General features: G+C 42.3%; 23 protein-coding genes. 4 read left to right on the forward strand and 19 right to left on the reverse strand.

Features of this window, described 5'->3' with window-relative positions:
- Nucleotides 1-477 (reverse strand): cell wall elongation regulator TseB-like domain-containing protein, encoded by a 477-nt coding sequence (locus HMPREF1516_RS06880; RefSeq protein ID WP_000776862.1) that lies wholly within the window; start codon nucleotides 475-477, stop codon nucleotides 1-3.
- 118 nt (nucleotides 478-595) lie between these two features.
- Between HMPREF1516_RS06880 and HMPREF1516_RS06885 the strand changes: the two genes are divergently transcribed.
- On the forward strand, nucleotides 596-1,042 hold the full coding sequence (locus HMPREF1516_RS06885) for a MarR family winged helix-turn-helix transcriptional regulator (protein WP_050595437.1): 447 nt from the start codon (nucleotides 596-598) through the stop codon (nucleotides 1,040-1,042).
- Nucleotides 1,043-1,133: 91 nt separating this feature from the next.
- Nucleotides 1,134-1,682, forward strand: coding sequence for an NADPH-dependent FMN reductase (locus HMPREF1516_RS06890; protein WP_033606153.1), 549 nt, complete (start codon nucleotides 1,134-1,136; stop codon nucleotides 1,680-1,682).
- Nucleotides 1,683-1,713: 31 nt separating this feature from the next.
- Here HMPREF1516_RS06890 and yaaA read toward each other — a convergent pair whose 3' ends face one another.
- The 4 genes from yaaA to HMPREF1516_RS06910 all read right to left on the reverse strand — a co-directional run bounded on the left by yaaA (nucleotide 1,714) and on the right by HMPREF1516_RS06910 (nucleotide 7,335).
- The gene (gene yaaA / locus HMPREF1516_RS06895; RefSeq protein ID WP_033606154.1) at nucleotides 1,714-2,442 is read right to left on the reverse strand and encodes a peroxide stress protein YaaA; all 729 of its coding nucleotides are present in this window, start codon (nucleotides 2,440-2,442) and stop codon (nucleotides 1,714-1,716) included.
- Between the two features lie 76 nt (nucleotides 2,443-2,518).
- The gene (locus tag HMPREF1516_RS06900; protein WP_033606155.1) at nucleotides 2,519-4,114 is read right to left on the reverse strand and encodes a hypothetical protein; all 1,596 of its coding nucleotides are present in this window, start codon (nucleotides 4,112-4,114) and stop codon (nucleotides 2,519-2,521) included.
- A gap of 11 nt (nucleotides 4,115-4,125) precedes the next feature.
- Nucleotides 4,126-4,536: a peptide deformylase gene (locus tag HMPREF1516_RS06905; RefSeq protein WP_033606156.1), complete on the reverse strand. Its 411-nt coding sequence runs from the start codon at nucleotides 4,534-4,536 to the stop codon at nucleotides 4,126-4,128.
- Nucleotides 4,537-4,638: 102 nt separating this feature from the next.
- Nucleotides 4,639-7,335 (reverse strand): cation-translocating P-type ATPase, encoded by a 2,697-nt coding sequence (locus HMPREF1516_RS06910; RefSeq protein WP_033606157.1) that lies wholly within the window; start codon nucleotides 7,333-7,335, stop codon nucleotides 4,639-4,641.
- Between the two features lie 306 nt (nucleotides 7,336-7,641).
- On the opposite strand from HMPREF1516_RS06910, the gene mntE reads away from it, so the two are divergent.
- Nucleotides 7,642-8,829: a CDF family manganese efflux transporter MntE gene (mntE, locus tag HMPREF1516_RS06915; protein ID WP_033606158.1), complete on the forward strand. Its 1,188-nt coding sequence runs from the start codon at nucleotides 7,642-7,644 to the stop codon at nucleotides 8,827-8,829.
- Nucleotides 8,830-8,866: 37 nt separating this feature from the next.
- Here mntE and HMPREF1516_RS06920 read toward each other — a convergent pair whose 3' ends face one another.
- The 8 genes from HMPREF1516_RS06920 to cdaA form a co-directional block, all read right to left on the reverse strand.
- Nucleotides 8,867-10,738: an ABC-F family ATP-binding cassette domain-containing protein gene (locus tag HMPREF1516_RS06920; protein ID WP_033606159.1), complete on the reverse strand. Its 1,872-nt coding sequence runs from the start codon at nucleotides 10,736-10,738 to the stop codon at nucleotides 8,867-8,869.
- The gene (locus tag HMPREF1516_RS06925) at nucleotides 10,731-11,933 is read right to left on the reverse strand and encodes a CCA tRNA nucleotidyltransferase (protein WP_084647659.1); all 1,203 of its coding nucleotides are present in this window, start codon (nucleotides 11,931-11,933) and stop codon (nucleotides 10,731-10,733) included. The genes HMPREF1516_RS06920 and HMPREF1516_RS06925 overlap by 8 nt, the downstream gene beginning before the upstream one ends.
- Entirely contained in the window at nucleotides 11,930-12,697 is a 768-nt protein-coding gene (gene dapB, locus HMPREF1516_RS06930; protein WP_033606161.1) for a 4-hydroxy-tetrahydrodipicolinate reductase, read from the reverse strand. Before dapB ends, HMPREF1516_RS06925 begins: the two co-directional genes overlap by 4 nt.
- Nucleotides 12,698-12,848: 151 nt before the next feature.
- Nucleotides 12,849-13,697 carry a DegV family protein gene (locus tag HMPREF1516_RS06935; RefSeq protein WP_000762152.1) on the reverse strand — a complete coding sequence of 283 codons (849 nt, stop codon included), beginning with the start codon at nucleotides 13,695-13,697 and terminating at the stop codon, nucleotides 12,849-12,851.
- Between the two features lie 2 nt (nucleotides 13,698-13,699).
- Nucleotides 13,700-14,074, reverse strand: a complete 375-nt coding sequence (locus HMPREF1516_RS06940; RefSeq protein ID WP_001050095.1) for a DUF1149 family protein — start codon at nucleotides 14,072-14,074, stop codon at nucleotides 13,700-13,702.
- A gap of 73 nt (nucleotides 14,075-14,147) precedes the next feature.
- On the reverse strand, nucleotides 14,148-15,500 hold the full coding sequence (gene glmM / locus HMPREF1516_RS06945) for a phosphoglucosamine mutase (protein WP_000521446.1): 1,353 nt from the start codon (nucleotides 15,498-15,500) through the stop codon (nucleotides 14,148-14,150).
- Between the two features lie 28 nt (nucleotides 15,501-15,528).
- Nucleotides 15,529-16,311 (reverse strand): CdaR family protein, encoded by a 783-nt coding sequence (locus HMPREF1516_RS06950; RefSeq protein WP_001230922.1) that lies wholly within the window; start codon nucleotides 16,309-16,311, stop codon nucleotides 15,529-15,531.
- On the reverse strand, nucleotides 16,298-17,155 hold the full coding sequence (cdaA, locus tag HMPREF1516_RS06955; RefSeq protein WP_001011078.1) for a diadenylate cyclase CdaA: 858 nt from the start codon (nucleotides 17,153-17,155) through the stop codon (nucleotides 16,298-16,300). The genes HMPREF1516_RS06950 and cdaA overlap by 14 nt, the downstream gene beginning before the upstream one ends.
- A gap of 136 nt (nucleotides 17,156-17,291) precedes the next feature.
- Between cdaA and HMPREF1516_RS06965 the strand changes: the two genes are divergently transcribed.
- Nucleotides 17,292-18,260, forward strand: coding sequence for an NAD(P)/FAD-dependent oxidoreductase (locus HMPREF1516_RS06965; RefSeq protein ID WP_000081035.1), 969 nt, complete (start codon nucleotides 17,292-17,294; stop codon nucleotides 18,258-18,260).
- A 140-nt stretch (nucleotides 18,261-18,400) separates the two neighbouring features.
- On the opposite strand, the gene HMPREF1516_RS06970 is transcribed toward HMPREF1516_RS06965, so the two are convergent.
- From HMPREF1516_RS06970 to HMPREF1516_RS06995, 6 genes are all read right to left on the reverse strand, one after another.
- Nucleotides 18,401-18,673, reverse strand: a complete 273-nt coding sequence (locus HMPREF1516_RS06970; RefSeq protein WP_033606162.1) for a DUF7720 family protein — start codon at nucleotides 18,671-18,673, stop codon at nucleotides 18,401-18,403.
- 58 nt (nucleotides 18,674-18,731) lie between these two features.
- Nucleotides 18,732-19,019: a hypothetical protein gene (locus tag HMPREF1516_RS10165; protein ID WP_232216684.1), complete on the reverse strand. Its 288-nt coding sequence runs from the start codon at nucleotides 19,017-19,019 to the stop codon at nucleotides 18,732-18,734.
- A 317-nt stretch (nucleotides 19,020-19,336) separates the two neighbouring features.
- Nucleotides 19,337-19,723, reverse strand: coding sequence for a hypothetical protein (locus HMPREF1516_RS06980; RefSeq protein ID WP_232216685.1), 387 nt, complete (start codon nucleotides 19,721-19,723; stop codon nucleotides 19,337-19,339).
- A 25-nt stretch (nucleotides 19,724-19,748) separates the two neighbouring features.
- A complete protein-coding gene (locus HMPREF1516_RS06985) occupies nucleotides 19,749-19,958 on the reverse strand; it encodes a hypothetical protein (RefSeq protein ID WP_033606165.1) in 210 nt (69 codons plus the stop codon).
- 13 nt (nucleotides 19,959-19,971) lie between these two features.
- Nucleotides 19,972-20,301 (reverse strand): hypothetical protein, encoded by a 330-nt coding sequence (locus tag HMPREF1516_RS06990; RefSeq protein WP_197018564.1) that lies wholly within the window; start codon nucleotides 20,299-20,301, stop codon nucleotides 19,972-19,974.
- A gap of 252 nt (nucleotides 20,302-20,553) precedes the next feature.
- The gene (locus HMPREF1516_RS06995) at nucleotides 20,554-21,519 is read right to left on the reverse strand and encodes an N-acetylmuramoyl-L-alanine amidase family protein (RefSeq protein WP_033606166.1); all 966 of its coding nucleotides are present in this window, start codon (nucleotides 21,517-21,519) and stop codon (nucleotides 20,554-20,556) included.
- Nucleotides 21,520-21,521 lie beyond the last annotated feature (2 nt).

A 21,521-nucleotide genomic window follows, 5' to 3' on the forward strand; every position in this document is an offset into this window, starting at 1 on the left:
TTATTGGATCACTGCTCCTGTTTCAAAGTCGACCAGATAGTACTGGTTTCCTGACTTAACTTCCCAAATCGGCTTGTCCTGATAGCGACCAAAAGTAATCTTGTCAATGTCGCTAGCTCCTTTTTCCCTCGAAATCGTCGCTGCCTTGTCTTGAGAAATCCCCTTATCAAGCTGATAGACATAAATCTTGTGGTCATTCTTTTCAATCAGTACGGCAATGGCCTCTTGCTTTTTATTATGTCCCAGAACACTGTAATAGCCCTCTAGACCATTGTAGAAATCAACCTGATCTGCCTTTTCCAATTCTGCATACTGCTTGGCTAGTTTTTCTCCTTCAACCCTAGCATCTTGATAGGGTTTCATGCTGAGTGATATCAGATAAAGGAAGGAAGTTGTCATGACTAGTACTACCAGAGCAATGCCAATTCCATACTGTAAAAGTAGCTTGTTTTTTGCGTTTTTCTGTCTTAGTTTCACTCGTCTATTTTACCATCTCTCCTCTTTTATTACAAGTGAAGACAGGAACATTCTAAGATTCTTTTCCTATAAAATGTAAGTTCTTGTTTTTCTCTCTCATTATTGATAAAATAACCTTATGAAACAATATTTGAAAGAGAAAATTTCCGATAATCAACTAGACTTAAAAACAGCTATCATCCTCAACAAAGCCATACGAACCTTTAAACCATATGAAGCCAAGGCTGCTAAAGAACACGGGCTAACACCTACTCAATTTTCAGTTTTGGAAACCCTCTATAGCAAGGGGGAACTACGCATTCAGGATTTGATTGAAAAAATGCTAGCCACTTCTGGAAACATGACTGTTGTCATTCGAAATATGGTTCGAGATGGGTGGATTTCTAGAACTTGCGACCCCAAGGATCGTCGATCCTTTTTCCTGAAATTAACACCTGCAGGACGCAGAAAAATCGAAGAGGTTCTTCCTGACCATATTGATTCTATCGTAGAAGCACTCAGCATCTTGGAAGATGGCGAAAAGGAAGACTTAATCCGCATTTTAAAAAAATTTAAAAATTTGTGAGCACATTTATTGCTAATTAGTATCATTTGTTGTAACATGGATGGTAACAAAAGAGTTCGCTCTTTGAATTTTAAACTAAAGGAGACACATCATGTCTAAAAAAGTATTATTTATCGTCGGTTCACTACGCCAAGGTTCTTTCAACCACCAAATGGCCCTCGAAGCTGAGAAAGCACTTGCCGGAAAAGCAGAAGTCAGCTATCTTGATTACTCAGCTGTTCCTCTCTTCAGCCAAGATTTGGAAGTTCCAACTCATCCAGCTGTAGCTGCTGCTCGTGAAGCAGTCCTTGCTGCGGATGCAATCTGGATCTTCTCTCCAGTCTACAACTTCTCTATCCCTGGAACAGTGAAAAACTTGCTTGACTGGCTCTCTCGTGCCATTGATTTGTCTGATACACGTGGTGCTTCTGCCCTCCAAGACAAGTTTGTTACTGTCTCATCTGTAGCCAATGCCGGTCACGAACAACTCTTTGCGATTTATAAAGACCTCTTGCCATTTATCCGCACACAAGTCGTTGGTGACTTTACTGCCGCTCGTGTCAATGACTCTGCTTGGGCAGACGGAAAATTGGTGTTAGAAGAAGCAACTGCTTCATCACTTGAAAAACAAGCTGACAACCTTCTTGCAGCCATCAACTAATCCAGCAAAAACCAGCTCATTCGAGCTGGTTTTATGCTTGTTTCACAAAGACGAGTTCTAAGTCACTTGATAAATCAGGTTGGTATTCAAAGCCGGCGAAGCGGAGCTTACGAGTTTGTTCGACTGTTTGAACTTGCCCTTCTATCAAGGCTGTCAAAAAGGCGCCACGGGCTTTTTTTGAAATGGTTGAGTGGATTTTCAACTGGCCTGCCTTGTCCTCCATAAATTTGAAGGTCACCATATTTTCTCTGATTTCCTTAGAAAATACTGTTTCAAACTCTGATGACAAGAGAGAAAATATCAAGTCCTCATCCTCTAGCGCCTCATCGTAGGCTGACTTCCAATGACTCTTTAAAGTCTTACCAGTGACTTTTAACTTCATCAAGAAGTCCAAACGGTGAGGAGCCATTGGAGATAGGGCTGGAACTACGCCATACAAAGCTGATGTAATTAGGACATGATTTTTAAGATAGGTTTGTTCAGCCTCGGTTAACCCATCTCGTTTGATGTGGCGATACATGAGACCATCAAAAAGTTTCAAGGTTGGATAATTCTTAGCGCTCTGATCTTTTAGAGCTTGAATATGAGCGTACTCTTCTTCTGCTTTCTCGGCAGATACCTTATAAAAGCTTTCCAATTCACTAGCTGAGTAGTGCGCCAGTGAGTCAAGGACTGCCTGACTTTCTTCACTCAAGGGTAGCGCTTCGACAAGAGGAAGGTTTGTGTTCATTTCTTTGGCTGTTGGGATTAAAATTTTCATATTGTTAGTGTAGCATATTTTTCAATCACGACCAAGAATTTCATCTTAAAAACCTCGGCTCATACCGAGGTTTCTTTTACTTGACTTTAAAGGTTTTGAGATAATTATCTTTACCGACTTGACCTTCGAAAGATTGGCCATTTTCAAGGTAAGGAAGGTCGTCTGATACCGAAGCCTTGACCTTGTATATCTTGCCATCAACTTTAAAGAAGTAGACGGTGTCACCCTTGATAACAGCTGATTTCAGATCCGCAACCACACCCTTGATATTTTCTATCGTTTCATTATCCAGCTCGAGGTCATTTTTATTGGCATATTTGATGAGGAGTTCATCTACCGTAGCTGCTACGATGACGTTTTGGTACTCCACTGCATCGACCAATGCATACTCCTTGACCAAGCCTGCATTGTCCTTCAAGCCCATGATATAGAGAGGTTTGTCATTGAGATTGACAAGAATAGGGAAGGTCGCCTTGTAGGCCTTCTCCTGAACTGCTCCTTCTGCGGAAGCACGGGCTGATTCTTCAGTTGCTGAAGCTAGATTGTACTTGGTGATTTCACCAGTGCGCATGTTTTCAAGGATAAATCCTAGATTACTTTCGTCAGCATTTGCTGAAGTCACACCCGTGTAGAGATAAATGTCATTTCCGATAGAAAGATAGTTATAGCCCTCTGTCGTTTGGGTAACATTTTTCTTAGAAATCAAGGCATTCCAGAAGCCGTCTTTATACTTGCCGTTGTAGTTGATTTGTTCGATAGTTTCTTCAGCAGGATAGACACGGTCTACCCATTCTGGCACTTCATCCAAGCTGTATTCCTTGGTTTCTCCATTGGTGGCGTCTAAGATAATAACAGATGAAGGACGAGGAACTCCTAGACCAAACTGCTTTTGATAAACTGTTGCTACATAGAAAGGATTGCCTTCATCATCCACCTCAAAGGATGGGGTTTTAAAAATTTTGGTTGGGTACTTGATCCGAAGATGACGTTTGACGTCTCGGTTAAAATACTCGGAGTCTGAATACTTCATCGGTGTTTTTAAATCCACCAATTCCGCATTTCCTGTCACCATATCAACCTTGATATACTCGCCAATCCCCTTGGACTGATTATTGAACCATTTAATCGGATCAGCATATTCCAAAGGTGTCACCCGATAGGGCTTGCCATCAACTGTCAGCTGGGTATAAGTATCTGCTGCTACGTACTGGGAGACCTTATCCGTCAGAGACCCCAGGTAACGGTCACCAATCTTTTCTGCAGTGCTCCGATCTAGGATTGGAACCTTACTGGTATCACTCTTAGGAAAATCTTTAAAGTCTTTTTCTGTGATGGACACCACATTAGCATAATTTTTTGCTTGGAAAAAGCTAGAAGTTACTAGGCTTACCAGACCAGCAAGGGCAAAGATAAGTCCCGCGGCCAGCAACAATCCTCCACCTAGTCTATTAAAATGAAGCCCTTCTAGATTGAGTTCGTTGGCAACCTTGCCATGACGTACATGAACTGTCTTGAAAGGATTGGTATCCCTTCGAAAACTAAACAAAATTCCCATCACCACCAAATGTCCGCATAGGAAAAAGATAAATTCCCAACTCGTAAGATTAAGTGGTGGTAAAAAGATATACCAGGTCGTTGCGATAAAAACAAGTTCAAAGAGTATACGTTTCATCTGAGTTCCTCCTAAATAATTCGTCCTTCCAAATGATCCAGTTCATGTTGGCAGATCTGAGCTGGAAAACCTGTCAGTGTAATGGTCTGTTCCTGCCACTTGCTATCGCGATAGGAAACCGTAATCGTTTCATAGCGAGTCGTTGGCCGTACCCCAGTCAAGGACAAACAACCTTCCTCTGTCTCGTAAGGATCTTCAGAGGAAAGGAGAATGGGGTTAAACATAACTATGGGAACCAAGCCAAGATTAAAGATAATCACCCGCTTCTGCACCCCAATCATATTTGCCGCCAGACCAACACAGGTCTCGCGATTGGCTAGCAGGGTATCCTGTAAATCTCTAGCCAGATAAAGGTCTTCCTGACTTGCAGCTTTCGAAACTTGCGATAGGAATAAGACATCTCGGACAATTTTCTTTTCCATTTCTTTCACTCCTTGCCATTTTACTTTATTATAGCATAAAAGTGGATAACTCCTAACTATTCTCCTCAAATGCAAAAAAGCCATCCGAAGATGACTTTCTTTTTAAATCGCGTTCTTATCAAGACCAAGTTTACGTTGAACAAACTTAACGATTTCTACGATAAGTATCATTGAGAAGCTTCCAGCCAGAACAATGGCCCATTGTGACAAGTCTAGTTTGGTTACGTGGAAGATGCTTTCTAATGGGTCGATAACAATAGTTGATGCTAGTAAAATAAATGAAACCAAGATTGACCAGTTGAAAGTTTTAGATTTAAATGGACCAACAGTCAAAATAGACTGGTAAACAGACTTGACATTGTAGGCATGGAATAGTTGAATCAAACCAAGGGTTGCAAAGGCCATAGTAAGGGCATCCGCATGAATGGCATGATTGTCACCCACATGAACTGGGTAAGCAATTGCAAGTCCATAAACACTCATAACAATAGCTGCTTGGAGTACACCTTGATAGATGATAGAACTCAAAACACCACCTGAGAAGAAGCTTGACTTACGTCCACGAGGTTTGTGGGTCATAACACCTGGCTCAGCAGGTTCAACACCAAGAGCGATAGCTGGGAAGGTATCGGTTACCAAGTTGATCCACAAAAGATGAACTGGCTGCAAGACGTCCCAACCAAACAAGGTTGATAAGAAGATAGTTAATACTTCAGCAGTATTGGCAGAAAGTAAGTACTGAATAGTCTTTTGAATGTTTGAGAAGACCTTACGTCCTTCTTCAACTGCGACGATAATGGTCGCAAAGTTATCATCTGCAAGAATCATGTCAGAAGCCCCCTTAGAAACCTCTGTACCAGTGATTCCCATACCGATACCGATATCGGCTGTTTTCAGAGCTGGCGCATCATTAACACCGTCACCTGTCATAGCAACAACCTTACCTTGTTTTTGCCAAGCCTTGACGATACGAACCTTGTGTTCTGGAGACACACGGGCATAAACAGAATATTGACCAACTACTTTTTCAAAGTCTTCATCTGACAGTTCGTTGAGCTCAGCACCAGTTAAAACGTGGCCTTCTGTATCATTTGCATCAATAATTCCCAAACGTTTGGCAATAGCTTCTGCAGTATCTTGATGGTCACCCGTAATCATGATTGGACGGATTCCAGCTTCCTTAGCCACACGAACAGCTTCTGCAGCTTCGGCACGTTCAGGGTCAATCATCCCAATCAATCCAGTAAAGATCAAGTTGTTTTCAAGCTCTTCAGAAGTAAGATTTTCTGGAATACTATCAATAATCTTATAAGCACCCGCAAGGACACGCAAGGCTTGGTGAGCCATTTCAGAGTTGTTTGTGTGAATTATGTCATTGACTTGATTATCAATCGGAGCGACATCTCCAGCTTTATCCCGAGCAACACAACGTTTCAAGAGTTGGTCAGGGGCTCCCTTGACTGCTACGAGGAATTTGCCATCTGCCAATGGATGAACCGTTGACATGAGTTTACGATCTGAGTCAAACGGCAATTCAGCTACACGAGGATATTTCTCTATGAACCCTTTAACATCGTAACCCTTGTCCAAGGCATACTGGATGAAGGCTGTTTCCGTTGGATCCCCGATCAGGTTTCCTTCTGCATCAATCTTAGTATCATTAGCCAAAACAACAGAACGAAGAAGAGGCATTTCAAGACCTAGTTCAATGTCATCAGCTGAATCATGTAGGACTGCATCATAGAAGACTTTTTCGACTGTCATCTTGTTCATGGTAAGCGTACCGGTCTTATCAGAAGCGATGATTTCAGTTGAACCAAGTGTTTCTACTGCTGGCAACTTACGAACGATAGAGTTTCGTTTTGCCAAAACTTGAGTACCAAGGGCAAGAACGATGGTCACGATAGCAGGAAGTCCTTCTGGGATGGCTGCAACAGCAAGCGCAACAGAGGTCATCAACTCACCAAGTGGATTTTTACCTTGAATGAAGACTCCGACTACAAAAGTAACAAGGGCAATGACCAAAATTGCATAGGTCAAGACCTTAGAAAGGTTGTTCAAGTTTTGCTTGAGTGGTGTATCCGTCTCATCCGCATCTTGGAGCATGCCAGCGATATGACCCACTTCCGTATACATACCAGTATTGACAACAACACCAAGACCACGACCATAAGTAACGTTTGAGTTTTGGAAGGCCATATTGACACGGTCACCAATACCAGCATCTGCAGAGAGCTCGACGGTCAAGTCTTTTTCGACTGGAACAGACTCACCTGTTAGGGCTGCTTCTTCGATTTTGAGAGAGTTGGCTTCTAGCAAACGTAGGTCTGCTGGTACAACGTCACCTGCTTCAAGGGCAACGATATCACCTGGTACCAATTCTTTTGAGTCAATCTCAGCCATATGCCCATCACGGATAACACGTGCTGCTGGACTAGACATAGACTTGAGGGCTTCGATGGCTTCTTCTGCTTTTCCTTCTTGGTAAACACCAAAGGCTGCGTTAATGATAACAACGGCTAGAATAATAATGGCATCTGCAATATCTTCCCCACCAGAAGTTATGACGGACAAGATGGCTGCAGTCACCAAAATAATAATCATCAAATCCTTAAACTGTTCGATGAATTTAACCAAGAGAGATTTTTTCTCACCCTCTTCGAGTTCATTGCGCCCATATTCAGCTAGGCGTTTCTGCGCTTCGCTTGACGAAAGACCTTGCTCAGTAGCTTCAACTGATTTCAAGACCTCTTCAGGACTTTGAGTATAAAACGCTTGGCGTTTTTGTTCTTTTGACATATGTCTCCTCCTTGACTTTGTGTGCAAAACAAGCTCTCTTTTGGTTTTATGACAAACAAAAAGAGACCTGTTAATCATAACAAGTCTCGCTGTTTAAGATAGGGCCGGAAGGTATACTTTGCAGTACACAATTCGGAATGACGACACTATCACAGGTTTCTGCCAGCTACTCCCTTGAGTAGTACTATTATATCAAAATTTGAACAATTTTCAAGGGTTTAAATCAGATGAAACAAGACTAAATTTGAATTTTCCTTTGAAAACCAGTATAATGTAAGAATACTATATGACTAGAAAGGAAGCCCGATGAACCAATCCATGTCAAATCTCAAATTGGCAGAACGTGGAGCCATTATCAGCATTTCAACCTACCTCCTCTTGTCTGCAGCAAAATTGGCAACTGGTCACCTCCTGCATTCTTCCAGTTTGGTGGCGGATGGTTTCAACAACGTATCCGATATTATCGGAAATGTTGCTCTCTTGATTGGGATTCGAATGGCCCGCCAACCTGCAGACCGTGACCATCGCTTTGGTCATTGGAAGATTGAAGATTTGGCTAGCTTGATTACTTCCATCATCATGTTCTATGTTGGTTTTGATGTTCTTCGGGACACCATTCAGAAAATCCTCAGTCGAGAACAAACACCCATTGATCCTCTGGGTGCAACTCTAGGAGCCATTTCAGCAGCAGTCATGTTTGCTGTTTATCTCTATAACACACGCCTCAGTAAGAAATCCAAATCCAAGGCTCTCAAGGCAGCTGCTAAGGACAATCTTTCCGATGCTGTCACCTCGCTTGGGACTTCCATTGCTATCCTAGCTAGCAGTTTTAATTATCCGATTGTGGATAAATTAGTCGCTATCATCATCACTTTCTTTATCTTAAAGACAGCCTATGATATCTTTATCGAATCGTCCTTCAGTCTTTCAGATGGTTTTGATGATCAGCTACTAGAAGACTACCAAAAGGCCATAATGGAAATTCCAAAGATTAGTAAGGTCAAGTCCCAAAGAGGGCGTACCTATGGTAGCAATATCTACCTTGATATCACGCTGGAGATGAATCCTGATTTATCAGTCTATGAAAGTCACGAAATTGCAGACCAGGTCGAATCCATGCTAGAAGAGCGTTTTGGAGTATTTGACACCGATGTCCATATCGAACCTGCTCCTATACCTGAAGATGAAATTTTAGACAATGTCTACAAAAAACTACTCATGCGCGAGCAATTGATTGACCAAGGAAACCAACTAGAAGAACTCCTTGCTGAGGACTTTATCTATATCCGTCAAGATGGAGAGCAGATGGATAAAGAGGCCTATAAGGCTGAAAAAGAACTTAAAGCTGCAATTAAGGACATTCAGATTACCTCCATTAGTCAGAAAACCAAGCTCATTTGCTATGTGTTAGATGGTATCATCCATACCAGTATCTGGCGTCGCCATGAGACTTGGCAAAATATCTTCCACCAGGAAACTAAAAAAGAAGAATAGAAAAATCCTGTCGTAATGACAGGATTTTTCTATTCACCTAACTATCAAAGTCACTTAGGTATTCATAGCGTTCGTATTTTTCAAGGAGTTCTTCGTTTTTCTCGTCTAGTTCTTTCTGAAGGGTCGCTAGTTTGCCAAAGTCAGAGCCATTTGCCTGCATCTCTTCTTCAATAGCAGCAATATGATTTTCCAAGGCTTCAATATCCCCTTCAATGCTTCCCCACTCCTGCTTTTCTTGGTAGGTCATACGCTTCTTGTCTTCACGGACCTTGACCACTTTTTCCTTTTCGGCCTTTTGCACTTGATTGGCCATATCAGTTTCAAAGTTTTTTTCATCAAGGTAGTCGGTGTAATGACCAAAGAAAGGACGAATCTTGCCATTCTCAAAGGCGAGAATCTTGGTCGCTACCTTATCCAGGAAATAACGGTCGTGGCTAACTGTCAAGACAGGACCTGAAAAGCTCTGCAAGAAATTCTCCAAGACTGTCAAGGTTGCAATGTCTAGGTCATTGGTTGGCTCGTCCAAGAGAAGAACATTTGGTTTTTCCAAAAGCAGTTTTAGAAGGTAAAGACGTTTTTTCTCTCCACCAGACAACTTCTCAATCAAGGTTCCATGTGTCGAACGTGGGAAAAGGAACTGCTCCAGCAACTCAGCGATGGAAGTCGTAGAACCACCGCTGGTCTTAACCTCTTCTGCTACTTCCTGCAGGTAATTGATAACGCGCTTGCTTTCATCTAAACCTTCAATTTGTTGAGAGAAATAGGCAATGCGAACCGTCTCACCGATGATAACTTGACCTTTAGTCGGCTCAAGACTTCCTGCGATGAGATTAAGCAGAGTTGACTTCCCGACACCATTATCCCCAACGATTCCGATACGGTCTTTGGCTTGCACCAATAGATTAAAATCTTGCAAAATGGGCTTGTTTTCATAGGCGAAGGAAACATTCTGAAACTCGATGACTTTTTTCCCAATCCGACTGGTTTCAAAGTTCATGGTCAAGTCTGTATCAGCAACGCCACCTGAAACTTCTTTTTTCAAATCGTGGAAACGATTGATACGGGCCTGTTGCTTGGTCGCACGTGCCTGTGGTTGTCTGCGCATCCAGGCCAGTTCTTGCTTATAAAGTTGTTCTTTTTTGTGGAGAAGGGCAGCGTCACGCTCATCTTGTTCAGCCTTGAGGCGAACATAGTCCTGGTAATTTCCCTGATACTCGGTCAAGCCTGCTCGGTCCAACTCGAAAATCCGCGTTGATAGTGCATCTAGGAAATAACGATCGTGGGTGATAAAGAGAACGGTCTTCTTGGAATTTTTCAAAAAAAGAGTCAGCCACTCAATGGTCGCAATGTCCAGGTGGTTGGTCGGCTCGTCCAGAAGCAAGAGGTCGTGGTTTCCTAGGAGAACTTGCGCCAACTGAACCCGTCTTCTTAGACCGCCTGACAATTCACCAACTGGAGTCGACAAGTCCTGAATACCCAGCTTGCTGAGGACTGTCTTGACCTGGCTTTCAATTTCCCAGGCTTGGAGAGAGTCCATTTCTGCCATGACCCGTTCCAAACGAGCTTGCTTGTCCTCACTGTAGTTGAGCATGATTAACTCATACTCACGAATGAGCTGGATTTCCTTGAGGTCGCTGGAGAGAACCGTATCCAAGACTGTCTTGCTATCATCAAAATCAGGATCCTGTGTCAAGTAGCCAATCTTATAGTCATTCTTAGCAGAAAAAGGGCTGACGTCACCATCAAATCCTGAAACACCAGAAAGAACATCCAAAAGGGTGGTCTTACCCGTTCCATTGACACCAATTAGACCGATTCTGTCAAAGTCATGGATGATAAAGGAAATATCCTTAAAAACGGTCTTGTCACCAACGGATTTGCTTAGTTTTTCAACGATAAAATCACTCATTTTTCTCCCTCAGGTAAGCATGGATAGCTTGACGATCATTTTCCAACTCTCCATCGACAATGGCAAACTCAATCTCTGTTAAAATCTCTCCCAAGTCTGGTCCTGGCTGGTAACCATATTCCTTAATCAAAATTCCACCATTAATCTGGATTTCTTTCTTATCATGAATGGTCAAACTATGGTAAGTTTCTTTGATGGTTTGTGGGTTGACTTCTTTCCCTTGGGCCTGACGAAGACTTTCAGCTTGTAGAAGGGAATCCAAGTCAAAGCGGTAACAATCACGCTTGCTCAGCTCACCTTCTTCTCGCAAAGCCAAAATAGTCAGTAAATCCTGCACCTGCTTGGCAAACTGTCGTGAGGTTTTCCAAGCTTTCAAAAATGGCTGTGCATCTTTAATCTCCATAGCCCACAATAGAGCCGCCCAGGCTTGTTCGGAAGACTCAAAAGTGAAATCAGTCTTCAAATCAAACAGTTTGTTGAGCTTGTCTTGGCTTCCTGCCATATCTGGAAGATAGTCATAAGCTCGACTCTCAATCATGGAAGCCAGACCAACTCGCCAAAAAGGTGCCAACAAGAGCTTATCAAACTCAACGAAGGTGCGCTCCACTGAAATTTTCTCCAAAAGCGGTGTCAAAGTCTTCATTGCCTCAAAAGTTTCTGACTCAAGTTTAAAACCGAGACTGGCCTGAAAACGGAAACCACGCATAATCCGCAGAGCATCTTCGTTGAAACGTTCACTAGCCACTCCAACTGCTCGCAAGACTTGGTTTTTCAAATCTTCTAAACCATGAAACAAGTCAATGATTTCGCCTGTCTCATCCAAGGCAAAGGCGTTGACTGTGAAATCACGGCGCTTGAGGTCTTCTTCTAGCGAACGCACGAAGGAAACCGCACTGGGTCTGCGATAGTCCACATAGACATCTTCGGTCCGAAAGGTCGTCACTTCATATTCCTCGTCCCCATCTAAAACTAAAACAGTTCCGTGCTCGATTCCAATATCGGCTGTTCGCGGAAAAATCTGCTTGGTCTCCTCTGGATAGGAAGAAGTCGCGATATCCACATCGTGGATGAGACGATTGAGGAGGGCATCTCGAACAGAGCCCCCAACAAAATAGGCCTCAAAGCCTGCTTCTTTAATTTTTTCTAATACTGGTAAAGCCTTCTGAAATTCAGAAGGCATTTGCGTTAATCTCATAATAAGTGTTCTAATCCATAGACAAGCTCATGACGCTTGACAACTTCTTTGATTCCCAAATTGACCCCTGTCATGAAGGAGCTGCGATCATAGGAGTCATGACGGAGGGTCAATCCTTCTCCCTGATTGCCAAAGATAACTTCTTGATGAGCTACTAAGCCTGGCAAACGAACTGAGTGGATCCGCATGCCATCAAAGTCAGCACCACGGGCACCTGCAATCAATTCTTCCTCATCAGGCGCACCTTGCTGGATAGACTCACGCACTTCTGCCATCAACTCAGCCGTTTTAATGGCTGTTCCGCTCGGAGCATCTTTTTTCTTGTCATGATGGAGCTCGATAATCTCCACATTTGGGAAATATTTGGCAGCCTGCGCCGCAAATTGCATAAGCAAGACCGCGCCCAAGGCAAAGTTAGGAGCAATCAAACCACCCAAATCTTGTTCACGGGAAAATGTTTTTAGTTCTGCAATTTCTTCACTAGTGAATCCAGTTGTTCCTACGACTGGAGCAAAGCCATTTTCAAGAGCAAAGCGTGTATTTTCGTAGGCAACGGCTGGTGTAGTAAAATCCACCCAGACATCCGCTTCAACACCAGCCAAGTCAGCCTTATCATTGAAGACAGGAATTCCCTGCCATTCTGACTCAGACTCAAAAGGGTCCAAAACTGCGACCAAGTCCAAGTCTGGATCAGCCAAGACCATCTGACAAGCAGCCTGGCCCATCTTTCCCTTAAAACCGGCAATAATTACTCGAATACTCATCTCTACTCCTGATTAAGATACAAAGGACGTTAGCTGCCCATGAAAAATAGGGAATGGCGCTGACTTTCCATGAAAGGCAAGACAGGCATCTTTTTTCAAGAGGAAGATAGTCCGTGTTCAATTGCTAAGATACAAAGCCTGTAAGAACAATTTAGACGATTGGTGTATAGCTCAAGGCGATACTACCTTCTCCAAGGTGGGTCCCAATGACACTACCAAAGGTTTCAATTGGAATTTCAGCAGTCACACCACTCTCCATCAAAAGCTGACGTAAATCCGCTGCCTTTTGAGGAGCATTGCCATGGATGACTGTTATACGGTAGTTCCCATCTTTTGTCAACTCCTTGATGATTTCCACCAAACGTTTAATTGCTTTCTTTTCTGTACGAACTTTTTCGTAAACTTCAATCACACCTTGGTCATTAAAGTAAAGGATAGGCTTGATACTGAGGAGATTCCCTAAGACGGCTGCCCCATTTGACAAACGTCCTCCCTTAACCAAGTGGTCGAGATCATCTACTATGATAAAGGCTGAATTATCAGCAATTTGAATCCCCAACTTCTCCTGAATCTGGGCAAAATCATCGCCTTGTTCTGACCATTCAAAGGCACTCTCTACCATAAATCCTAGAGGGGAACTTGTGATATGGGTATCTGGAAAGGCAATGGTCAAGCCATCATACTCATCCAACATGTATTGGATGTTCTGATAAAAGCCTGAAATTCCTGACGAAAGAAAGAGTCCCAAGACATGGGTATAACCCTCATCTTTCAAAGAACTTAGAATCTCATCCAATTTGGCAAGACTTGGTTGACTGGTTTTAGGCAATTCTGCAGACTGAGCCATTTTTTGATAAAATTCCTCAGCAGTCAGATTGATACCTTCAACATACTCCTCCCCATCAATATTGACAGGAATATCCAAGATAAATAGATTCTCTCTTTGCAGCGTCTTCTCCTCTAAATAGGCTGAAGAATCTGTAATGACAGCTAATTTCATAACTAAAACTCCAAATTGATCCCTGGAAGATCCAAGGCGATTTCTGTTACTTCATACGTCAAACGATTGAGCATGTTCAAGCATGGACGTGCCAAGGTTTCAACTTCTTCTTGATTAAATTCACTTGGTTCGTTGACAATGCGACCTTCCACATGGTTAACTTGGGAAATCGTTCCGCTGATGACAAATTTGTCAAAGACGATCATAAAGCTCAAGATGACAACTAGCGAGGTTACTTGGTTTTCTTGGTCGTATTGGAGCAACTGGAAATTCACGTCTACCTTGGTTTCAGGAGCCCCATTTTCATTTTCCCATTCAAAGTTACGAGCATCAAAGTGATACTGGCTAACAAATTCTTGTTCTCGTTTAAGATTCATTTTTCTCTCCCATTGCTACAATTTACTATGCAATTGTACCACATTTTTATCATTTCATCTAGTTTTCTAGGCTTTAGTCAATACCGATCTCATCTTTAACAACAGCAGCAATCGTATCTACGTAGTAGTTAACTTCTTCTGTTGTTGGGGCTTCTGCCATGACGCGCAAGAGAGGTTCTGTTCCACTTGGGCGGACAAGGATACGGCCGTTTCCTGCCATTTCTTCTTCCATCTTTTCGATGATTGTCTTGATGGCTGGTACTTCCATGGCTTTTTCTTTCATGGCATTTTCCACTCGGATATTGACCAGCTTTTGTGGGTAAATCGTTACTTCCGATGCCAATTGTGACAAACTCTTACCTGTTTCCCGTATAACTTTTGTTAGTTGAACGGCAGTTAACTGTCCATCACCTGTCGTATTGTAATCCATCAAGATAACGTGACCAGACTGTTCACCGCCAAGGTTATAGCCTGATTTTCTCATTTCTTCGACGACATAGCGGTCACCAACTGCAGTGACTGCCTTATTGATGCCTTCACGATCCAAGGCCTTATGGAAACCAAGGTTAGACATAACGGTTGTTACGATAGTATTTTGAGCTAACTGGCCTTTTTCAGAAAGGTATTTCCCGATGATATACATGATCTTATCACCATCAACGATATCGCCATTTTCATCAACAGCAATCAAACGGTCACTGTCTCCGTCAAAGGCCAAACCAATAGCTGACCCACTTTCTTTGACCACTTTTTGAAGAGCTTCTGGGTGTGTAGAACCCACATTCAAGTTGATATTAAGACCATCTGGTGTTTCGCCAATAACTGTCAACTGAGCACCAAGATCAGCAAAAATCTGACGGGCACTTGTAGACGCTGCACCGTTTGCTGTGTCCAAGGCCACTTTCATTCCTTCAAGAGGAGTTCCAGTTGAAACAAGGTAACCCTCGTACTTACGCAAGCCTTCTGGATAGTCCACTAAGGTTCCTAGACCTTCTGCACTTGGACGAGGAAGAGTATCTTCAGCAGCATCTAGCAAGGCTTCGATTTCTGCTTCTTTTTCATCATCAAGTTTGAAACCATCCCCACCAAAGAACTTAATTCCATTATCAAGGGCTGGGTTGTGGCTAGCGGAAATCATGACACCTGCACTGGCTCCCTCAGTTTTTACCAAGTAAGCTACTGCTGGTGTTGCAAGGACACCAAGTTTGTAGACGTGAATCCCTACAGAGAGGAGACCTGCCACCAAGGCAGATTCTAGCATTTCTCCTGAGATACGTGTATCGCGTCCTACAAAGACTTTAGGGGCTTCTGTTTCGTGTTGACTGAGGACATATCCACCAAAACGGCCTAGTTTAAAAGCCAATTCTGGTGTCAGTTCTACGTTTGCTTCTCCACGGACTCCATCGGTCCCAAAATATTTACCCATTTTATTTATCATCCTTTTCTATTATTTATTATTGTTTAGACGAATCTGATTTTGTTTCTGAACTCGTTGAAGACGAACTGCCTTCTGAAGAACTTGTTGACGAGTTACTTGAACTAGACGTTGCTGTTTTTGTTGTAATTTTCATAGTTGTGTCAAATGGCATAATGACGCTTGGTAAGACATTTCCATTTTTATCGACTGCTTGTAGAGGAACAGAGGACGAGTAGTTTCCAGTTATCCGTTCACTCGTCGGTAAGATGGCAATGACACGATCTACTTTGGAGAGGGTTTCCTCATCACTAATAACCGTTACTTTTTCATCTGACACAGTGACTGTATCAATTTTCACGCGAGAATCAATCTGACTAGGATCAATCTCCGGCACAACAATGACATTGTCCCGTTTTGCTTTTTTACCGACCTTCACTGTTATCTTTTGCGGTGTCGCAACAGCCGTCAAACCGCTCGGAAGATTTTCAATGGTTAGAGGAACTTCGATGGTTCCTACACTGGCATCAGAAAGATCAGCTGTCACCTTAAATTTGCGGGTGCTTTCCTGCATCTCACTCGCCAAAGCAACTCTATTTGACCCTGTTAGAAAGACCGTCACCTCAGATGTAAAACCACTGATAAAATACTGATCACTGTCATACTGAATATCAATTGGGACATTAAGAACTGTGTTTGTATAAGTCTCCGTCCGCACCTGTCTGGCACTGTTGCTATTCTGATAGTTTGTCAATGTTGCATAGATAAAGAGAATGCAGGCGAAAAAGAAGGAAGAAATGATGTATAGACTATTTTTTCTCATGTTTCAATCCTCCTAGCAAGCGCTCTTTCAGACCCTGCTTTTTCTCTGATTTTGGAAGTAAGATTCTTCTCAATTCAGATTCAAACTCTTCCAAGGTCAAATCATGCTTAAAGACTCCATTATAGGTGATTGAGATTCCACCCGTTTCTTCCGAAACCACAAAGGTAAGAGCATCTGACACTTCCGACAAACCAATCGCCGCCCTGTGACGCGTTCCAAACTCCTTGGAAATCCCGGTATCTTCAGTCAAGGGTAGATAGGCTGAAGTTACAGCAATTCGGTCTTCCTTGATAATGACAGCACCATCATGCAAGGGAGTATTGGGAATGAAAATATTGATAAGCAATTCAGCCGAAATTTTGGCATCTAAAGGGATCCCTGTCGAGATGTATTCCTGCAAGGTTCTCACTCTCTGAACCACTACAAGCGCCCCAATCTTACGAGGGCTCATGTATTCAACTGATTTCACAAATGCACGAACCATCTGCTCTTCCGCACTAATAGGGGCATTGGAGAAGAAATCAGTAGCCCGGCCCAATCGCTCCAAACCAGTCCGAATCTCTGGTGAAAAGATAACCACCGCTGCAATCACCCCGTAGGTGATGATCTGATTGATTAACCAGGAAATAGTCGTTAAACCAATCATATTGGAAAGAATCTGGGCTAGAATAAAAACTAAGACTCCACGGACCAATATCATAATCTTGGTGCCTGCAATAGCTTTAGTAAAATGATATAAAATATAAGTCACAATGAGAATATCAATCAGATTGGTGACTATACTCCAAGGACTTGAAAACAAACTCGTCCAGTATTGTAAATTGGATAATTGTTGAAAATTCATCCTTGGCCTCCTCCCTGTCAAAACACTTTACTCATCATTATACCATTTTTTGCCCATTTTTTCCCTATCCTACCTCATTTTAAATTAAGCAAAAATATGATAAAATAAACTGACTAGAAAAAACAAAGGAGAAATCATGTCTCAACTCTATGATATTACCATTGTAGGTGGCGGTCCTGTTGGGCTCTTTGCTGCCTTTTACGCTCACCTACGCCAAGCCAAAGTCCAAATCATCGACTCCCTTCCCCAGCTCGGTGGTCAACCAGCTATCCTCTACCCTGAAAAGCAAATCCTTGACGTGCCAGGTTTTCCAAACTTAACTGGAGAAGAATTGACCAATCGCTTGATTGAACAGCTAAATAGCTTTGAAACACCTGTTCACCTCAACGAAACCGTTCTTGAAATCGAGAAAGAAGATCAAGGTTTTACTATCACAACCAACAAGGGAAGCCACCTGACCAAAACAGTCATCATTGCTATGGGGGGTGGTGCCTTCAAACCACGTCCGCTCGAATTAGATGGAGTTGAAAACTATGAAAATATCCACTACCACGTTTCCAATATCCAACAATACGCTGGGAAGAAAGTAACCATCCTTGGTGGGGGAGACTCAGCTGTGGACTGGGCTCTAGCTTTTGAAAAAATTGCGCCAACTACCCTTGTTCACCGCAGAGATAATTTCCGCGCCTTGGAACACAGTGTGCAAGCCCTGCAAGAATCATCTGTAACCATCAAGACACCGTTCGTCCCTAGCCAACTTCTCGGAGATGGAAAAACACTCGACAAACTAGAAATCACCAAAGTCAAATCAGATGAAACCGAAACTATCGAGGTAGACCACCTCTTTGTCAACTATGGTTTCAAATCATCTGTCGGCAATCTTAAAAATTGGGGTCTGGACCTCAACCGTCATAAGATTATCGTCAATAGCAAGCAAGAATCCAGCCAAACGGGTATTTACGCTATTGGAGACTGCTGCTACTACGAAGGAAAGATTGATTTGATTGCCACAGGACTGGGTGAAGCACCAACCGCCGTCAACAATGCTATCAACTACATCGACCCTGACCAAAAAGTACAACCCAAACACTCAACAAGTTTATAAGAAAAGAACCACGGATCAACAATCCGTGGTTTTATAATTCATCTGCTTTCAAAAATACTATTACATATATTTACATCAAGTTCCGATGCCTTAAAAATCAGCTGTATTTTTATCTTTAAAATAATTGTTTTTACATCGTTTTACAGACGTTTACGACATTTTTGCCCCTTTTTTGCCCCTTCTCTCTCCACCTCATCCATCCGCACAGAATGCAGCACGAGATCACGATACTTCCAAGTCGATATCAAGTACTCGATAACCTCTTGGTCCTCTATCTTGCATTCCATGAACAGCAATAGCTTGACCGTGTACTTATTTTTCAAAATCGGACCCTGGTAAGTCACATCTACCCAATGTTCAAAACCTAATTCTGTCTGCTCTATGCTCGCAAGTTCAATCTTCAAAACGTTCATGTTTTCTTCCTCCTACTTATCTATTCGTAGAAAAAAAACAGTGAAAAAAATCACTGTTTTATTTGTAACCATATTCCACTTCAGCTTCACGGCGCATTTTCGTAGCCTCTTCAAGAGATGAGGTGCTGCCTAAATACTTCGGCTTCTTATCAACATTGATGAATACTTGATACCTCTTCTTTAGTTTGTTGAAATAGACACCTCGAACACCAGTGCTACTCCTAGCAGTTGGTTTCGTAGATTTTCGACTCTCGGGATCCCGAATAGAGTCCATATAGCCCTTAGATGCTCCACGTCTGCATCCACAAGAGGTCTGATGACCGATAAGGTTATTATTAAGAATCACGCTCTGACCACAATGCTTACAGATACAATTCCACCACACACGCTGATTCTTAGAATACGCTCTGTCAACAATCTTGAAGTTATCTGTTTCAGTTCCTGACAAGTCTTTGAATCGCTCACGCTTCTTCTCGTCATTAAGGCATCCGCAAGATTTGGTTCGACCATTCTTTAAATTTTGAGACTGGACGTGAACTTTATTACCACAAGAGCATTCGCACAACCATAAGACCCTTCCTGTCTTAGTTCTTGAACCATCATCTGTGATAACGGTCAGACGGCCGTAAATGTTGCCTGTTAAATCAATCTTCCTCATTTCAATTAAAATATCTCGTTGTCTTTCTTCATTTCAGCAAGCGCCGAGCTAGTCAAGACTTTTTCAGCAATATCGCCTTCTGCAATTTCTTCAGGATCATAATAATAGTCGATAATCATGCACTTCTCCATGACTTCGTTGTATTCACCACGGGCAATATAAATATATTCGTCTGTCAATCCATCAGCTATATCAGCCTCTAAATCTTCAATCAATTCGCTGTAATCATAGCTAAAACAATAATTACCTTCATTTATCCATGACTGGACTCTTATAGCGAACTCAAGGCTTAACTTGTTAAAGTCTTTTTTTCCATTTCTCAAGAGAGAGATAGAGCTCTCTTGTATGCCTATTTCTTTTGCTAAACGATAAGCTGAGATAGCCTTATTCATTAAGACCATCTCAACTCGTGATGTGTTAATAAGCATATATCACCCCGTTATCTACGTGACCTACTTTTTGAACTCCGTCAATCGGTTTCATGCCACGCCCCTCAATTAAGATGTCTCCATCTTTGTCAATCCAAAAATCCCAGCCATCTGCGTACTCTTCAAACGTTTGTTCATCCTTATAGTCTGTTTCATAAATGCCAACAAGCACTTCTTTTAATTGTTCTTCAGTAACCATGATATTCTTCTCCTTAACCCCAAATTTTTTCTGAAATATAGTAAGTTCCGTAGTTAGAACCGTCTGCAATAACTTCGATGCCGTAGTAAGCGCCAGCTTTGTGCATCACTTCGTTGAAGTGCACTTCTTTAGCTTCACCGAGCATATTAGCGTATCCATATTTACCAGCTTGGCGCATTTTTGCTTCAACTGCATGCCATTGTTTTAAGTTATAGTGTTCTGTTTCTTCTTGTTCTGATTTAACGATTCCCCATGCGATTTTCATAGCTTCTGCGATGTATTCAACTGTTGAACCGCCGAATCTTTTAGCGCCACGTTTTGCTATTTCCCATGCCAGTGTCATAACTTCTTTTTTCATTTTTGATTTCCTCGTTTCCTTATCTTGATTATAGTATATCACTATACTTGACGTTCGTCAAGTATTTTAATAAAAATATTTAAAGTTTTTTTATTCTGAAACTACTTTCGGGCCAATTTTGTTGGCATTAACAAAACTGATAGCAACGCACTTTTAAGTAATAACATTCCAGAGCAAACAAAAAAACCGCAAGCTATTGCCTGCGGTTAGTGTAATCTATTTGAAATCCTTTCTGTTTTATTTTTCTTCTTTTGGTTTGTCAACGACGGTCACCAGACCATCTGGTTCTGTTTTGAATGCTGGATCAGTATGAAGTTCACCATTTGCTTTTAGATAGTACCAGCCATCGCCAGACTTGACGAATTGTTTAGATAGCATATAACCATCTTTTTCTTCCATAAAATACCAAGTTTCACGATACTTAACCCAGCCTTTGGCCATGCGGCCGTCTGACTTGAAGAAATACCAGCGATTATTTAGGAACATCCAGCCTGTTACCATCGCCCCACGTTTATCAAGATAGAACCAATCTTTGCCATCATTGAACCATCGATTGATTAAGCAATAGCCATGGTCATCAAAATAGAACCATTCGTTGTTGATTTGTTTCCAGCGATTTGTAGGATAAGAGCCGTCTGACTCCTCCCACCACCAGCCAGTGCTATTTTGTTTCCAACCAGCTTCAGATAGACCGCCTTCGATGTCTTTCTTGAACTGCTCACGACTGATGCCCCATTTGGCCAAATAAGGATATGGGTCAACATGGTCAGAGTAGTTTCTTGGCTGGTTATAAGTACAGTATTGGTGCGTCTTAATACCAGCTAGACTGTCAGAGTCAAGTGTTTTCGGAATTCCAGCTTCGTCTGCAAGGTTCCGCAAAAGCTCAACATAGAGCTTATAATCACGCATGAACTCTTCCTTGGTTTCATGACTTTCAATAAGCTCAACTTGGCCGTATCCTTCAACGTTCCAGCCACCTCCTACGTCGTAGGCCCCCATGTCTGTGTACCAGGTCTGCATCACACGGCCGTTACCGACGACATGTGAGAAAAATCCTGAATCAACAGGACGGCGCATGTGGTAGTCTGCTTCATTTTGTGCCGTTGAGTTCGGGTTTCCTGTTGAATGCGCATGAATTTGTCTGTATGGTTGTTCCCCAACTTGTGGAAGGTCGGTTCTTAGTCTACTTGTATCAATATCCATGA

Source organism: Streptococcus sp. CM6, from assembly GCF_000526095.1.
Taxonomy (GTDB): Bacteria; Bacillota; Bacilli; order Lactobacillales; family Streptococcaceae; genus Streptococcus; species Streptococcus oralis_BW.

Coding starts and splice junctions, on each gene's coding strand:
- HMPREF1516_RS06910 (WP_033606157.1), bottom strand. CDS start 7,335: ATGTCAAAAGAACAAAAACGCCAAGCGTTTTATACTCAAAGTCCTGAA.
- HMPREF1516_RS06985 (WP_033606165.1), bottom strand. CDS start 19,958: ATGGTTACTGAAGAACAATTAAAAGAAGTGCTTGTTGGCATTTATGAA.
- cdaA (WP_001011078.1), bottom strand. CDS start 17,155: ATGAATTTTCAACAATTATCCAATTTACAATACTGGACGAGTTTGTTT.
- HMPREF1516_RS06890 (WP_033606153.1), top strand. CDS start 1,134: ATGTCTAAAAAAGTATTATTTATCGTCGGTTCACTACGCCAAGGTTCT.
- glmM (WP_000521446.1), bottom strand. CDS start 15,500: ATGGGTAAATATTTTGGGACCGATGGAGTCCGTGGAGAAGCAAACGTA.
- HMPREF1516_RS06980 (WP_232216685.1), bottom strand. CDS start 19,723: ATGAATAAGGCTATCTCAGCTTATCGTTTAGCAAAAGAAATAGGCATA.
- HMPREF1516_RS06920 (WP_033606159.1), bottom strand. CDS start 10,738: ATGAGTGATTTTATCGTTGAAAAACTAAGCAAATCCGTTGGTGACAAG.
- HMPREF1516_RS06885 (WP_050595437.1), top strand. CDS start 596: ATGAAACAATATTTGAAAGAGAAAATTTCCGATAATCAACTAGACTTA.
- HMPREF1516_RS06905 (WP_033606156.1), bottom strand. CDS start 4,536: ATGGAAAAGAAAATTGTCCGAGATGTCTTATTCCTATCGCAAGTTTCG.
- HMPREF1516_RS06940 (WP_001050095.1), bottom strand. CDS start 14,074: ATGAATCTTAAACGAGAACAAGAATTTGTTAGCCAGTATCACTTTGAT.
- HMPREF1516_RS06925 (WP_084647659.1), bottom strand. CDS start 11,933: ATGAGATTAACGCAAATGCCTTCTGAATTTCAGAAGGCTTTACCAGTA.
- HMPREF1516_RS06970 (WP_033606162.1), bottom strand. CDS start 18,673: ATGAACGTTTTGAAGATTGAACTTGCGAGCATAGAGCAGACAGAATTA.
- dapB (WP_033606161.1), bottom strand. CDS start 12,697: ATGAGTATTCGAGTAATTATTGCCGGTTTTAAGGGAAAGATGGGCCAG.
- HMPREF1516_RS06935 (WP_000762152.1), bottom strand. CDS start 13,697: ATGAAATTAGCTGTCATTACAGATTCTTCAGCCTATTTAGAGGAGAAG.
- yaaA (WP_033606154.1), bottom strand. CDS start 2,442: ATGAAAATTTTAATCCCAACAGCCAAAGAAATGAACACAAACCTTCCT.
- HMPREF1516_RS06965 (WP_000081035.1), top strand. CDS start 17,292: ATGTCTCAACTCTATGATATTACCATTGTAGGTGGCGGTCCTGTTGGG.
- HMPREF1516_RS06950 (WP_001230922.1), bottom strand. CDS start 16,311: ATGAGAAAAAATAGTCTATACATCATTTCTTCCTTCTTTTTCGCCTGC.
- mntE (WP_033606158.1), top strand. CDS start 7,642: ATGAACCAATCCATGTCAAATCTCAAATTGGCAGAACGTGGAGCCATT.
- HMPREF1516_RS06990 (WP_197018564.1), bottom strand. CDS start 20,301: ATGACACTGGCATGGGAAATAGCAAAACGTGGCGCTAAAAGATTCGGC.
- HMPREF1516_RS06900 (WP_033606155.1), bottom strand. CDS start 4,114: ATGAAACGTATACTCTTTGAACTTGTTTTTATCGCAACGACCTGGTAT.
- HMPREF1516_RS06995 (WP_033606166.1), bottom strand. CDS start 21,519: ATGGATATTGATACAAGTAGACTAAGAACCGACCTTCCACAAGTTGGG.